The organism is Bacillus sp. SRL337, assembly GCF_984799155.1.
Genome location: NZ_OZ481793.1, coordinates 2313354 through 2326317, shown reverse-complemented (window position 1 = coordinate 2326317; position 12964 = coordinate 2313354). Strand labels below are relative to the sequence as shown.

19 protein-coding genes are annotated in these 12964 nt (G+C 40.8%); 15 read left to right on the top strand and 4 right to left on the bottom strand.

The window, feature by feature from the left end; all coding sequences use genetic code 11:
• Window positions 1-10 precede the first annotated feature (10 nt).
• The 5 genes from AC4E8A_RS11730 to AC4E8A_RS11710 all read left to right on the top strand — a co-directional run bounded on the left by AC4E8A_RS11730 (window position 11) and on the right by AC4E8A_RS11710 (window position 3179).
• Entirely contained in the window at window positions 11-577 is a 567-nt protein-coding gene (locus tag AC4E8A_RS11730) for a SurA N-terminal domain-containing protein (RefSeq protein WP_490198722.1), read from the top strand.
• Window positions 578-1027: 450 nt separating this feature from the next.
• The gene (locus AC4E8A_RS11725) at window positions 1028-1603 is read left to right on the top strand and encodes a nucleoside/nucleotide kinase family protein (RefSeq protein WP_490198720.1); all 576 of its coding nucleotides are present in this window, start codon (window positions 1028-1030) and stop codon (window positions 1601-1603) included.
• A 389-nt stretch (window positions 1604-1992) separates the two neighbouring features.
• Window positions 1993-2271 carry a hypothetical protein gene (locus AC4E8A_RS11720; protein ID WP_490198718.1) on the top strand — a complete coding sequence of 93 codons (279 nt, stop codon included), beginning with the start codon at window positions 1993-1995 and terminating at the stop codon, window positions 2269-2271.
• Window positions 2272-2393: 122 nt separating this feature from the next.
• Window positions 2394-2633, top strand: a complete 240-nt coding sequence (locus tag AC4E8A_RS11715; RefSeq protein ID WP_490198717.1) for a hypothetical protein — start codon at window positions 2394-2396, stop codon at window positions 2631-2633.
• Window positions 2634-2660: 27 nt separating this feature from the next.
• Window positions 2661-3179 (top strand): GNAT family N-acetyltransferase, encoded by a 519-nt coding sequence (locus AC4E8A_RS11710; protein WP_490198715.1) that lies wholly within the window; start codon window positions 2661-2663, stop codon window positions 3177-3179.
• Here AC4E8A_RS11710 and AC4E8A_RS11705 read toward each other — a convergent pair.
• Window positions 3165-3962 carry a GNAT family N-acetyltransferase gene (locus tag AC4E8A_RS11705; RefSeq protein WP_490198714.1) on the bottom strand — a complete coding sequence of 266 codons (798 nt, stop codon included), beginning with the start codon at window positions 3960-3962 and terminating at the stop codon, window positions 3165-3167. The two genes, AC4E8A_RS11710 and AC4E8A_RS11705, sit on opposite strands and share 15 nt — an antisense overlap.
• A 101-nt stretch (window positions 3963-4063) precedes the next feature.
• Here AC4E8A_RS11705 and AC4E8A_RS11700 point away from each other — a divergent pair, with 101 nt between their 5' ends.
• Window positions 4064-4375: a hypothetical protein gene (locus AC4E8A_RS11700; RefSeq protein WP_490198713.1), complete on the top strand. Its 312-nt coding sequence runs from the start codon at window positions 4064-4066 to the stop codon at window positions 4373-4375.
• Window positions 4376-4403: 28 nt separating this feature from the next.
• Entirely contained in the window at window positions 4404-4604 is a 201-nt protein-coding gene (locus tag AC4E8A_RS11695) for a hypothetical protein (RefSeq protein WP_490198711.1), read from the top strand.
• A 46-nt stretch (window positions 4605-4650) separates the two neighbouring features.
• On the opposite strand, the gene AC4E8A_RS11690 is transcribed toward AC4E8A_RS11695, so the two are convergent.
• A complete protein-coding gene (locus AC4E8A_RS11690) occupies window positions 4651-4842 on the bottom strand; it encodes a hypothetical protein (protein WP_490198710.1) in 192 nt (63 codons plus the stop codon).
• A 166-nt stretch (window positions 4843-5008) separates the two neighbouring features.
• Here AC4E8A_RS11690 and AC4E8A_RS11685 point away from each other — a divergent pair, with 166 nt between their 5' ends.
• The 8 genes from AC4E8A_RS11685 (at window position 5009) to AC4E8A_RS11650 (ending at window position 10512) form a co-directional block, all read left to right on the top strand.
• A complete protein-coding gene (locus AC4E8A_RS11685; protein WP_490198708.1) occupies window positions 5009-5851 on the top strand; it encodes a tyrosine-type recombinase/integrase in 843 nt (280 codons plus the stop codon).
• A gap of 137 nt (window positions 5852-5988) precedes the next feature.
• Window positions 5989-6516, top strand: coding sequence for an RNA polymerase sigma factor (locus AC4E8A_RS11680; RefSeq protein WP_490198707.1), 528 nt, complete (start codon window positions 5989-5991; stop codon window positions 6514-6516).
• The gene (locus AC4E8A_RS11675) at window positions 6503-7219 is read left to right on the top strand and encodes a hypothetical protein (protein ID WP_490198705.1); all 717 of its coding nucleotides are present in this window, start codon (window positions 6503-6505) and stop codon (window positions 7217-7219) included. Before AC4E8A_RS11680 ends, AC4E8A_RS11675 begins: the two co-directional genes overlap by 14 nt.
• A gap of 319 nt (window positions 7220-7538) precedes the next feature.
• Entirely contained in the window at window positions 7539-8018 is a 480-nt protein-coding gene (locus AC4E8A_RS11670; protein WP_490198703.1) for a DUF2975 domain-containing protein, read from the top strand.
• Window positions 8019-8028: 10 nt separating this feature from the next.
• Entirely contained in the window at window positions 8029-8247 is a 219-nt protein-coding gene (locus AC4E8A_RS11665) for a helix-turn-helix domain-containing protein (RefSeq protein ID WP_490198702.1), read from the top strand.
• A 108-nt stretch (window positions 8248-8355) separates the two neighbouring features.
• On the top strand, window positions 8356-9222 hold the full coding sequence (locus tag AC4E8A_RS11660) for an alpha/beta fold hydrolase (protein WP_490198701.1): 867 nt from the start codon (window positions 8356-8358) through the stop codon (window positions 9220-9222).
• Window positions 9223-9299: 77 nt separating this feature from the next.
• On the top strand, window positions 9300-9923 hold the full coding sequence (locus AC4E8A_RS11655) for a hypothetical protein (RefSeq protein WP_490198700.1): 624 nt from the start codon (window positions 9300-9302) through the stop codon (window positions 9921-9923).
• A gap of 88 nt (window positions 9924-10011) precedes the next feature.
• On the top strand, window positions 10012-10512 hold the full coding sequence (locus tag AC4E8A_RS11650) for a hypothetical protein (RefSeq protein ID WP_490198699.1): 501 nt from the start codon (window positions 10012-10014) through the stop codon (window positions 10510-10512).
• Window positions 10513-11236: 724 nt separating this feature from the next.
• Here the strand turns inward: AC4E8A_RS11650 and AC4E8A_RS11645 are convergent.
• Together AC4E8A_RS11645 and AC4E8A_RS11640 are read right to left on the bottom strand one after the other, a co-directional pair.
• Complete coding sequence (locus AC4E8A_RS11645) at window positions 11237-12199, bottom strand: arsenic resistance protein (RefSeq protein ID WP_490198698.1); 963 nt, start codon at window positions 12197-12199, stop codon at window positions 11237-11239.
• Between the two features lie 134 nt (window positions 12200-12333).
• Complete coding sequence (locus AC4E8A_RS11640) at window positions 12334-12867, bottom strand: 2'-5' RNA ligase family protein (RefSeq protein WP_490198697.1); 534 nt, start codon at window positions 12865-12867, stop codon at window positions 12334-12336.
• Window positions 12868-12964: the final 97 nt, after the last annotated feature.

Here is a 12964-nt window from a genome sequence, read left to right as displayed (position 1 = left end):
GTTGATATAGTTGCAGAAAATTTTTATTGTCATGCTGCTCACCATTTCAATTTTATGGGGGTGTGGAACAGCGGAACAGCAGGGGGGAACCATCGATATAGAACGACTCGATGAATATGTAACAGACGAAAAGGTCGAGAGAAGGATGGCAAGTTTACAACAGATAGACCCAAAGCTGACACCAGAGGATGCACAATCAACAGCAATACAAAAAATAATAGATGAATACATCCTTTTCTACGAAGCCAAAGCCAAGGAGTTATCTGTGTCAGAAGAAGAAATTCAAGATGTCATTGAGTTCAATATTGAAACAGCCAGCCAAGTACAGGACGAAAGGTTCAATTCGATACTTGAAGAAATGGGAATGACGATTGAAGAGTATTACAGAGACTATGCTTACGATTCGATTAAGGAAAAGTTATTGGAAAATAAATTGCATGACGAAATTGTCTCTCAAGACCAAATGCCAGAGAAACAGGTAGAAGTGTGGAATGAATATAAGAAAGAACTCATCAATCATTTCAGACAGGATCATGAAACTGAAATAAACCAACTTATTACCACGCTGCTGGAATAAGAGCCGAGGTGATGGAAATGAAAAAAACAGGGAATTTGTTGTAGAAGATTTCGATGGCAGATGGTTAGCGTTTGGAATCAAGTCATGATAAGGAATCTATAGTGTGAGGAGGACTCTTTATCAAAGACCCAATCAAAATCATGTTAGCAGGAATCGCCATTATCCTTGGCAGAATATTCATTCAGAACCTCTCAAGCCCGCAGCACGGTTCTCCTTCGAGTCTAGTACAGGTTCTCTTTGCGATAGGCTGTATTACGACATTGATAGGCTTTTTTTATAAGAAACCGTAATCTCTAGATAGAAAAGGAGATTTATTATTAAGTCTTATACCCAATTTCTCTGCTATTCTGACAGGTTGTACTGGTGGTGAAATGGATGAAACGATTTGATTGGAGGGGGAATGTACCCAAATCGGAGTACAACCTTAGTATAAATGATGGGAGTGTTTCTATGAATAAGGCAAAACCACTCGTCATTGCCATTGCTGCCGTATCAGGCGGAGGGAAAACGACCATAACTTCCCGTTTAGAAGAAACATTGCAGAATAGTGCAGCATTGTTCTTTGATGATTATGACTTTGATGGTCCAACAGACATGATGGATTGGATCGAGCAGGGATCTAATCCAGATGAGTGGGACCTGTCTCCTCTTATCAGTGATATTGGCAAGTTAAGTTCTGAACCCCTGGAATACCTATTGCTAGATTATCCTTTTGCCTATACACACAGACAAACCCGGAATCTCGTAGACGTTGCCGTGTTTATTGATACCCCGTTGGATATTGCGATGGCGCGCAGAATCACGAGAGATCATAAAAGTGGTTCAGCATCTGAGGTGTTGGAGAACTTGGAAAACTACCTTGATAAAGGAAGACAGGGATATTTTGCGATGTTAGATTCGATAAAACCAACTGCTGATCTTATTGTCGATGGAGCCTTATCCGTTTCCCGTATTGTCAGGATTATCAGTGAACATATAGCTGAATTCGCACGGACTTCCGCTGTAAAAAGAGATTCAATTGAATAGATACATCATGTTACTTGTAACCAAGAAGATTTGACTGTTGCTGAATTTCCCCAAAATCAACTGAAACTAAAACAAGCCTCGAATCGTCCATTGATGTAAGGGGCAGAGTGAATAGAAGAATACCCTTCATCTAACTTCGTTAAGTTGTTTATTATTTCTGCGGTATCCTCTTTGGCCATGCTGCTGGGCGAGGGGGAATTTCTAACAGGAACGGTTATATTTTCTGTCAGCAGTTTGTTTGATGCCTTTTTCTGAAAAGGGGGGATATAAAAAAGTCTCCATCTTCTGAAAAGCTTTGATTATATCCATTGCCCTCATTTGTGGCGACTTTTATATGTGACACTCCTTAACGAAATACAGGAACCCAAAACATTTGGAGCTGATACCCATTGCTTTTATTCTTTATTGTCCTTTTGATTGTTCTGATTGCAAGTACAGATGTTTTGGTCTTTAAGATATCTGGACGCAATAGGAAGAGAAGGGTCATTTCTGGTTTGATTCTATTGGTGCTCACCCCGGTCATATTCTTTTTAACCGCTGTTTCAATCAGTCCATTTGACGAATACGGGTTTGGTACTGGAATGATTTCTGTTGCCTATGCGTTTATCTATTTTTTAAACGCAGTAGTTGTTTTGATCATGGGGCTGCTTACGAATAAGCTTTACTGAAGTGCCGAAATCGCCGGTTTGAGAAGAAAAGAATTTCTTCCAAGCGCCGGATCGCCAAGTATAGCGGCTTGCTTACAGAAAAATCATAAAGGTCCTTTCAAAATGAAAACGGAGGTGTCTCAATGAGAAAAGGCTGGATTGCGGTTGTCGCCGGGTTGGTCCTGGGTTCTGTCATCTCTTTTTTTACTCTGGAATACAAGGGGTGGACATTTATTCGTCATAACAGTGAAGGAGACGTTTATCAAGTTATTAATGAGCTTGATGTCAATTTGGTGATGAACTCTTTTCTTATCATTGCTGCTTGTGGTATTGGTATTTATTTGATTTTGTTCTATCTGGAAAAGTTCTTAAAAAGAAATTGACGTATAAGAGGGTGCTGGTGAATACAGATGATCTTAAGTAATGAGCTGTCCATAAGACTAATGAGGCTGGATGATGTGGATTTGATGGTTAAATGGCTGAATGATCCAAATGTGTTGGAGTTCTATGAAGAACCTCCATCAACAAGAGAAATGGTCATAGAAAAATATGGTCCCAGAATTGATGGGGACCATTATGTAGTCCCGTGTATCGTCGAATTTAAAGAGAAGCCGATCGGCTATATCCAATACTACAAGGTACCCCAATCGGAATGGCAGAGATATGGCCTGTCTTCAGGCAATATGTATGGAATTGACCAATTCATCGGTAAAACGGAATGGTGGGGAAAAGGGATTGGTACGAACATGATTCAACTGATGCTGCATTTCCTTGAAAACCAAGGTGCCTCAAAAGTTGTATTAGAGGTAAAAAGACAAAACGGAAGAGCGATTTCCAGTTATAAAAAGTGCGGATTTGTCAAAGTCAAAGACATGGACAACGATTTTATTTTAATGGAGTGGACCACTCTTGATTCAACTGATTTCTAAGCGATTAATAAAAATCGAATACACGGCAGGATCACTAAAACCCAGTTTCCGGGCCAGGTGGATTGACGAGTCGTTCGTCTCATCGCAATCCCAGCGAGGGTTGAGGTCATTCATTAAGCAATGGTTTATGAATGCTTTTGCTGTATGAAAGGCCAATCCTTTTCCCCGATGATCTTTGTGGGTGGCAATATCGATTTCTGCACACCTTTCTGAAGAAAAAATGGATGTACATTCGCTTACTGGTTTTCCTTCATGTATGATAGCATATCCAAATCCGTTTCGAATGAAATTGGATACCGATCCCCAATACTCCCGATAATATCTTTTATTGAATTCAATGCTGGCACTAATAATTTTTTCATCTATTTGCTGTAGATGATAGGGACTTGGCAGAGCTTCAGCAAAATCAAAAGCCTGTTGATGCTCAAAAACAAAAGAATACCTGCTCATCTGCCTTAACTCTTCGCTGTACTGCTCCTTCAACACTTTGTCCCACTCTTTTGAAGAAGAAAACAAAGAGAAGCGCAAATGCTGCTTTTTTCGTTGCTGATAAAGATCATTAAGAAAATGGTTGAATTGTTGGTTGTCATAGTCGCCTGCAGCAAAATAAATACCGGATCCTGTGCCAACCAGTATCGAGTTCGGAGAGGCTGCATCTGAATAAATGGTCCCTCTGATCATTCCGTCCATTACCGAATAAGCGAACGTTGGGATCCGGTTTGCTTGTGCTTCGACTAGATTTTTTATTGTACTAAAGTCGGCTTCATTTACTTTTTTTATCATAAAATGTCCTTTCCCATCCATTATCCTACTATTTAAATGGCAGAATCGTAAATTGACAAATTGTATAACCAGGAGGTGAGTGTATGTAAAAAAAACGCTAAATGGTTCAAAAAGTCTATTCCATCCAGGATGTTGGTGAATACTCGCTAGTAAAACGAAAGCTTGAAAGTAAAGGGACTGCTTATAAGACAAAAACGATCAGTTCAGGTGGAGGACAAGGGGGAGACTGCAGCTTTGCATCGACTTGCCAGCTTTTCGTTCCTATAGCGATGACCAACAGGGAACATTCAAGATGGCAGGTACTGGAAGCACTTGGTCAACTGAACAGATTATTTCCCCAACCAAGGATTTATCAGCTTGTCTTAGATGAAATGCCCAAGCCGACAAGGGCTCCGCGCATATACATAGTATAGATACCTAGAGAAATGGAGGTAAGTGTGAATGTATTATAGAAACCCTTATCAGACCCACGACCAGCGAATATTTGGATTTGGCTGGCCATTCCTTGGTGGATTGGCGGGAGGATTGTTGGGGTCTGCCTTATTATCTCCGAGGCCGTTTTACGGATACCCACCACCACCACCCCCGCCGCCTCCCGTGTACCCATGCTGTGGACCAGGCTGGGGATACCCCTATAGATAGAAGTGTTCGGGATAAGACGCATTGGATTTCCAATGCGTTTTTCATTTTAGAATCGGATGTTGAACCACAAGGCCACAAGAAAGATACTGATTACTCCCCAAAGGGTGGCCGCCTCTATCCACCAGACGACGGGTTGGGCAGCCGTCCTCTTCTTTTTGTCCAATCTACGCTTGATAAATGTCAGAACCATAAAACCGGTGACAAAAAAACAGATCGTTATCGTAAGGAAGAAATCCACTTTTCGCCCCCCTTTGTTCGTTATGACTATCATTTTAACATGATAGTGTCAGAGTAAGGTTGAAAAAAATTGAAAATACATACAATTTCCTTCGCAGAAGTTGACTTCCTTTTTTTAAGCCATTAACATATAAGAAATAGAGTCTTTTTACAGGGGTGTTGGAATCTTGGGACAGTCTCCTAATGATGTTATCGAACAGTTTACAGTTTGGCTTGAACAAGAAGGGAAGTCAGCTAACACGGTAGTCACCTATGAAAGAGAACTGAAAAAATACCAGGACTGGCTTCAAAAGGACCGTAAGAGCTTAGAAGAATTTTCCCGGCAGGAAGTGCAGAACTACATCCACTTTCTCGAGGAGCAGGGTCGCAGCCCTGTCACAACTGATAAAATACTCGGAGCCATCAGGACGTATGCTAAATACTTGAAAAAACCGGAACTAACCAGTGAAATTGTCATCAAAACAGCTGAAAAGAAACAAGAGATTGAGTGTCTTTCTGACAGTCAATGTGACACCTTGGTAAAAAAAGTAAAAGAACAATCTAACAGCCGAAATATAGCGATTGTGTATACCCTTCTGCATACAGGTATGCGGGTCTCGGAACTATGCGGTTTGAACAGAACCGATGTGGATCTAGAAGCCAGAAGGGTAACCGTCAAGGCCCCGACTGGCGATCAGCGCATGATCCCCTTATCGGAGGAAGCCGTATCTTCCTTACAAAGCTATATAGACGGAGCTCAAGGGAATGGCGCACTCTTTGTTTCGAAATCTCAGAAAAGATTGACAGAAAGATCCATTCAATACATGTTAAAAAAGTTCAATGTGAATCCCCATAAGCTCCGCCATACATTCTGCCAGCAGCTGGTCGATAAAGGAGTCAGCCTTGAAATTGTCTCACGCCTTGCGGGACATAAAGACATTAACGTCACGAAGAGGTATACGAAATCCCGGTTTGAGCAGATGGAGCTGGAAGAAGCGATCCAAAGGGCGTTTAGTAAAGAACAAATGTAAGGATAGAGAGGAGGAGCATAAAATCATACCGATTTTATGCTCCTTTTTTTATGGCTGTAAAAGAGTGAAACTTTTTTGCAGCTCATACGTCTCTATTGTGAATCATCCAAGATAATGAGTAAAGCGAGGTGGTAAGTGTGGAAAAAGAGATGAAAAAGGACCAAATACATGATTGGTATCAGGTTTATAGCGATGAAATTTATCGATTCATTTTAATCATGATCGGTGACCATGAACAGGCCAAAGATTTAACGCATGATACGTTCCTTAAAGCCTATCATCATCTGGATCATTTCAAAGGAAAAACGAGCGACAAGAATTGGTTGTACCGCATTGCGAGAAATATCACCATCGATTATATGCGTAAAAGAAAACCCCTTCGTTACTTGGCAGATTCCTTCAAGGCTCTTCCATCAACTAATGATTCCCCGGAAAAAATCATGCAGATAGGTGAAGCTGAAAGGCAGTTATATCTCGCATTAAGCAAATTGAAGAGGCCGTATCGAGAAGTCATCATCTTAAGAAAGATCAAAGACCTGTCCATTCGGGAAACAGCTGAAGTGCTGGGATGGAAGGAGAGTAAAGTGAAAACGACCTTATTCAGAGGAATGCAGGCATTGAAAAACCAATTGCAAAAGGAGGGATATGACCATGAAACAACATGATGAACATACTGAACTCGACAATAGGTTAAAATCGTTGGATTCGATTCGATTGGAAGAACCGGATAAACAGGAAGTGTATTCCAACCTTAGGACTAGCATGGAGAATCAAAAACACAGAAGCAAGGTCTTTCAATGGTCCAATCATGTATTAACAGCCGCTTTCGTTGCCATTTTCCTCATGGGAGGAGGTTACTTCATAGCCACGAACACGATCTGGGAACAAGCCGCTCCCCAGGATGAAAACATCGACGTGATTGAAACAGTTTTAGAAAAAACATTTTCCGGTCCAACTGAAGAGTTCAAAAGCATTTTAGATAAAAAAGATGCCTATATCCAAAAAAACAACGGCCAAGAGTACCAAAATGAATTGTTATCGTATTACCAAAAGGAGTATGGGCCTTACTTTGAAGAAAACAGGCTTCAAGACCATTTGATGACCAATAAACTGACTTTTCTTGAACTGGCAGGTGCAAAGGGGTATCAATTGGAAGCTGCCAAAATAGACAGTAAAAAAGAGGAGAATAACGAAGACGCATACGAATTCACCGTCGATGTCCACTATAAATCCGCTGATAATCAAACCAGTGTAACGAAAATATCCGGGAGAGTAAATATCTATGAAACCGGTAAAATCAATACCATCAGATTTTATGAAGATGGCGGTCTGGCGGAATTGGTTCAAGCGATTCAAACAGGAAGCTGACTTTGTAGTATGAGGTATGCTGAAGGACAGAAAATGAATCCTTCAGCTTTTTCTTTGTGGAAGGCAGGATAGCCATACAACCACACAAATGGTAAATGAAATTCTATCTGTTATAAGGGGAAATGGCGCAGAAAGCGTAGGTAAAATGAAGCTTTAGGAAATGTCCATATGAAAACTGCCGATAGGACGACAACCTGTCATGAAAATTGCACCAAGAGAATCAATTTATTCTCCCAATCTGTAATCAATAAAGTTTATTGAATATCAATAAAGAGTGTATTACACTTAGATTAACATTAACTAAATGAGGTGCGTTTGGATGAAGCGTGAAACCCTTTTTTTGAAAGCTGCCCTGGTTTTACTCGGGGTTCCCATTCTTGCCGCGTGTGTCATAGGGTTGCCTATGGCAGCCATCGACGCAGCAGAAAACCATTTTAAGGCGATTACCTGGCTGTATGCTGTCTTCGTTGTTATGTACATATCGGCGATTCCTTATTTCGCAGCCCTATATCAGTCTTACAGGCTTTTAACCTACATTGACAATAATAATGCTTTTTCAGACTTGTCTGTAATGGCGTTAAAAAAGATCAAGCAATATGCGTTGGCCATTAGTATCCTTTATATTGCGGGGATGCCATTCTTCTATATGATGGCGGAGATTGACGATGCGCCAGGTGTTATTTTGATAGGGATGATTATCATTTTTGCATCAGTGGTCATCAGCGTTTTCGCAGCTGTTCTTCAAAAATTATTGAAAAATGCGATTGATATAAAATCGGAAAATGATTTAACAATCTGAGGTGAATTCAATGCCAATTATAATCAACCTTGATGTCATGATGGCGAAAAGAAAGATAAGCGTAACGGAACTTTCCGAGAGGGTCGGGATCACAATGGCCAATCTTTCCATTTTGAAAACCGGGAAGGCAAAGGCTGTCCGCTTCTCCACGCTAGAGCAGATTTGCAAAGAGTTGGATTGCCAGCCGGGTGATATTTTAGAGTATAGACCAGAAGAAGAGAATGACTAAAGGCGGGAGGACAGGTGCACTGTCCTTTTTTTTGTGTGGTGAAAGAGAGGTGTTGTGCAAGAAAGGAATATTTGAAATAATTGGAATGAACAAACAAGGAGGAATTCGGTGGCAGACCTTGAATTGGAATACAGAATTATGGGAACTGGCAATACCACTCTTATTTTCGAAACAGGGATAGGCAATTCTTTTTACAGCTGGCTGGACCTTGCCGAAAAAATGAGTAAGGATTTTACAATCGTGTTATACCATAGAGCGGGCTATGGAAAGAGCAAACTCTCGCATAGGCCGCGTGATGTAAGAACCATAGCGGAAGAACTGGATTCGCTTGTTGGACAATTGGATATCAAGGAATCTTTTGTTTTGGTTGGCCATTCCTTCGGCGGACTGTGCGCCCAGCAGTATGCGAAGATGTTTCCCAAAAAACTGAAGGGAATGGTTCTGATTGATTCCACCTCAGCCAATTTTCAGAAGATATATGATCTCGACCTTCCTGTTATGTGGTCCTGCATCAGTTTAGAGAAAATGATCAAAGGCAGCATTGAATCCTCAAGCAAAACAAGAGGAGAGTTGGAGGATGACAATAAGGCTGCCATTCAGGAAGCTGAAAAGCTGTCTCAAGAACACTTCACGGAATATAAAGCCTTCCTTACAACTCCGGCGCTTTATAAAACGATTGCTGAAGAGTTTCAAAACTGGCCAAATGACAGTGTTATGATAAATGCTTCAGGGGAATTCCCCGACATACCCTTAACAGTCATCACCCGGGATCAGGATATTTCTTCCCTTCCTTTTATTGGCCATGGAATTCCCGAAGGAGAAGCACATCTTCATGAAAGGATGTGGCGTGTGCTCCAAGAAGAATTGTCCCAGCTGAATACTGCTGCGGAGTTCTTCATAGCGGATGGCAGTGATCATGAAATCCATAAGGATCGGCCTGATATCATCATAGAATGCCTTCAAAAATTCAAATGATGGCTGATTACCTGTCCCCCTGGCTAAAGGAACGTTATTGTTTACTTTACGTCTACTGAATAAAAGGCGGAGATAAAATGAAAGTATCGATTTATATCCTTCTATATTTCAGCTTTTCTGTATTTTTTATGATGGTTGGCCCTTCAGTTTATGCGACAAGTTGGGTTGAAATAGAACCACAGGACATTGTTGACCGCGCTGATGCCATTCTTATGGGGGAGTATGATTTTACAAGTGATCCAAAACCAATGGAGTTTGTGTTTCAAGGGTTAGAATTCCATATAAAAACTGTGTACAAAGGGGAGGCTGCCCAACAAGAAATCGTAGGCATTGACTATTATGATATGGGTTGGGCGAAAGAGTTTCAAGAAGAGGGAGGAGAGTTCCTCTTATTTTTAGAAAAGGATAAAGAGGCAGACTTCCTGATCCCCATTAGTGGTGCAAACGGAATGGTTCTGGTTCAGGATGGAGAAGTGAAAGCCCCGAATAAAGAAAGAAAACTAGTTTTCGAAAACTATCTTGAATCGCATTCCGGAAAAACATTAACTGGAAATGGTGAATTCCGTCGTGGCGGCAAACAAGAGGGATCCTTTCTCCTTTTGTATGTTGGTGCAGGAGTTGCAGCTGGAATAATCGTGTGTTTCTTGATCTATCGCTATAAAAGAAAAAGCTTCAAAGGTTCAGAAGAGAAAAAAAGATGATAAGAATAGCGAAACTTTATTTCTTTCAGCCCGTAGATAATAGAGAACGGTGAGAACCATCCTTGGAACGTTTGGAGATGAAAGTATCATGAGACTTTACGGACTAAAGCAATCAGTATGCCTTCTAACCTTATTTCTTTTTGCTTGCTTAGGGGACTATTACTTTACCAATGTAAGCAGGACGATAACCAATGTTGTGGTAAAACAATTAATCATGTTTGCCGGTATTTCCGTTCTCTTTTTTATATTTAATCAGTTTATATACAATTTTGCCAAAAAAGAAAAGGACTTTATGAAACACAGGATCTGGAAGAAGATGTTTTTTATAGTCCTGATGGTGATGTTGATGTCATTTATTCTGTTTATTATCTTGTTTTTTGGTACAACACTCGAAGCATTCATCAATGCCCAACCGTGGATCATGTTTTTGGCAGGTTTTTATTTTTTATTTTTGATCAATCTGTTTGTTTTATCGGTCGTTCATAATCTGGTTGAAAGTTCGATAAAGGTGGAAAGAAAGTTATTTATCACTTGGATAGGTTCGTCTCTCCTTGCCGGGTCGGCTTTCTTTTTATTCCCAAGTTTTTAACCTAGTCAACAAGGAGTGGATTATTTGACTAAAGAAGTATCAGCAAAGAAATCACCTGCTACCATTGTTTTTTTAAAACTGAGTTTATCCTTCTGTTAACAGCTGCGAAATGTTTATTTGATGAACAGCCTGACAATGACCATCTTGGCTGGCTTGCACTGATTCTGATTTGGAAAAAAAAAGAAAAAGACGATCCTGGCTATTTTCCTTCTGCTTATAAAGAAGTGTTGATTTCCGTTCCAGGTGAGCGACTCCGCGGGGCGGGCGGTGAGCCTCCTCACCTTCGCTTGCGGGGTCTCACCTGTCCCGCTAAACCCGCAGGAGATCGCACACCTTCCACTACAATCAACGTTAAAAAAACTATCCACTAACCAAACCTTACATAACAATAGAGCCAAGTGGCTGGTTTCCATTGTTTCAAAAAATAATGGTGTTCATTTTGCCGTTCCTCAAGATGCTACTAATTACAAAGTGCCATTGTTCTATTTACGGTAAACATAAAGAATCTTAAAACTTTTAGGATAAAAAGAGCAACCTATACGAAGCTTCCGAAGAAAAAGGTACCTTTTATTTGTTAAGCAGAATAAAAAAATATGAGATTTTCAGTGCCTAAATAAGAAGTCCGCGATTGTTAATCTCCTGTTAGTGGCTGCTGGGGTAGGCATAATTGGATGGCAGGCCGTTTCTTATTTACTCTAACAATGGTATAAGCACACACCTCTCACTAAGAAGGATGTGTGCTTTTTTTTCTGAATAAAAAAAGTAAAACCTGGGAGACAACCACTAGGAGGGGAAGCTCCAGCAACGGTCCCATCACCAGACTCAATGCGATTAGTGGCTGGTCTGGAAATGCGGTCATGGCAACCGCCAGGGCAACAGGTGAGTTCCTTGCCAATGTTGTCAGGCTCAGGCTTATTCTGTCTGCGCTCCGAAATCCCATGAGCTTTCCAATACTTTGTCCAACAAAGAAGTTCACGATAAAAAATAAGAGGATGGGGACGGTGATCTGCCACAGCAGTTCTATATTAGCCATAAGCAGCCGGCCCTGCGAAGCAAACATTGCCAGGATGGCCAGGCCCAGAAACAAGATTGGTAATGACGTGAGTTTAGAGATCAGCTTTTCTCTTAGTCGTTTCTTTTTCCTTAAAACCATCTTGGAAATAACCGCCATTACAAAAGGGATGATTAACACAAGCAGGACGCTTTCCATCAAAAAGCCAAACTCGATAATCCCCCTTGTTCCCCCAAAGATAAGCAGATACATAGGCAGCAATAGGAGCTGCACTAGTAAATTCAGGGGAAGTAAGGCTGTTGAAAGGGCAGCATTTCCTTTGGCGATGCCGGTGAAAATCAAATACCAATCCGTACAGGGAGTGACCATCAGCATGATGAAGCCGATATACAAGGCAGGGCTGTCACCAAGGAAGAACATCGCTAACAGCCACGCCAAAATCGGGGTCCAAGCAAAATTGATGAGGAGCGATGTGAAGGTAAACTTGATGTTATTGAAGGATTCCCATACTTCCTCAAGGGGTATTTGCAGAAACGTGATATAAAGCATAGCCATCAGTAACGGCACAATGAGGCTTTCTGCATTCTCACTGACTATGCCAACCTGTCCTAAAACAATCCCAATGATGACGGCCAAGAAGATGATGAATGTATATAGTTTTTCGAATAAGTGCATCTGGAAACACAACCTGACTGAAGGATTTATGACTGTTCCATTTTACCATACGCCTTTGAAGAGCATCTTCACCCAAGTAAAACCTGAATGAATGCTGTATCCTCTCTAAGATGCTTCACCTGACTAGAAGCGTATCATTTCCTTAAAGAGATATCTGCATACTTTTCATATCGTTTCTTTTCCATGTTCAGTTCATAAATCCTGACAAAATTGACTTTGATTACGGGATAGGGCGTCAACTCTTTATCTGCCAATCTTTCCATATCTTTCAGTTCTTTTTTAGTGAGCCCGTATTGTTCTTTTCCAAGAGTTAGGTGAGGAACAAAGGCTTCCAGTTCGAAATACTGTTTAATTAGGTCTTCTGACGGCGAAATCTCCAGCACCAGTTCTTCGTGCAATCGGTGTAAACCAATAGAGCTTACACTCAAATATAAGATGTTATCTCCAAAAGACTGTGGCCTTTCTATTGAGACATGAAAGGGGTTGAATGTTTCACACACCTTTTGCACGTTGTCTATCCATTTTTTATCTGAAGTCAATCCCCCTTGTGCTTTCAACGTTATGTGAGGTTCTACACTTGAATGGCTGATCCACTTACCTTGAAAAATCTCAACTCTCTTTACATATGCTTCTGGTGGAACGATTCCAATAAAATACTGAACATTCATTTCACTTCAATCCTTTTGTTTTCAGTTGACATTAGTTTATCAGAAATCGACCACTTATCTATTCTTTCTTCTAAATATTCAAAATAAGTAACGGAAT

Coding starts and splice junctions, on each gene's coding strand:
- AC4E8A_RS11710 (WP_490198715.1), top strand. CDS start 2,661: ATGATCTTAAGTAATGAGCTGTCCATAAGACTAATGAGGCTGGATGAT.
- AC4E8A_RS11640 (WP_490198697.1), bottom strand. CDS start 12,867: ATGAATGTTCAGTATTTTATTGGAATCGTTCCACCAGAAGCATATGTA.
- AC4E8A_RS11670 (WP_490198703.1), top strand. CDS start 7,539: ATGAAGCGTGAAACCCTTTTTTTGAAAGCTGCCCTGGTTTTACTCGGG.
- AC4E8A_RS11725 (WP_490198720.1), top strand. CDS start 1,028: ATGAATAAGGCAAAACCACTCGTCATTGCCATTGCTGCCGTATCAGGC.
- AC4E8A_RS11715 (WP_490198717.1), top strand. CDS start 2,394: ATGAGAAAAGGCTGGATTGCGGTTGTCGCCGGGTTGGTCCTGGGTTCT.
- AC4E8A_RS11695 (WP_490198711.1), top strand. CDS start 4,404: ATGTATTATAGAAACCCTTATCAGACCCACGACCAGCGAATATTTGGA.
- AC4E8A_RS11700 (WP_490198713.1), top strand. CDS start 4,064: ATGGTTCAAAAAGTCTATTCCATCCAGGATGTTGGTGAATACTCGCTA.
- AC4E8A_RS11675 (WP_490198705.1), top strand. CDS start 6,503: ATGAAACAACATGATGAACATACTGAACTCGACAATAGGTTAAAATCG.
- AC4E8A_RS11655 (WP_490198700.1), top strand. CDS start 9,300: ATGAAAGTATCGATTTATATCCTTCTATATTTCAGCTTTTCTGTATTT.
- AC4E8A_RS11650 (WP_490198699.1), top strand. CDS start 10,012: ATGAGACTTTACGGACTAAAGCAATCAGTATGCCTTCTAACCTTATTT.
- AC4E8A_RS11705 (WP_490198714.1), bottom strand. CDS start 3,962: ATGATAAAAAAAGTAAATGAAGCCGACTTTAGTACAATAAAAAATCTA.
- AC4E8A_RS11665 (WP_490198702.1), top strand. CDS start 8,029: ATGCCAATTATAATCAACCTTGATGTCATGATGGCGAAAAGAAAGATA.
- AC4E8A_RS11645 (WP_490198698.1), bottom strand. CDS start 12,199: ATGCACTTATTCGAAAAACTATATACATTCATCATCTTCTTGGCCGTC.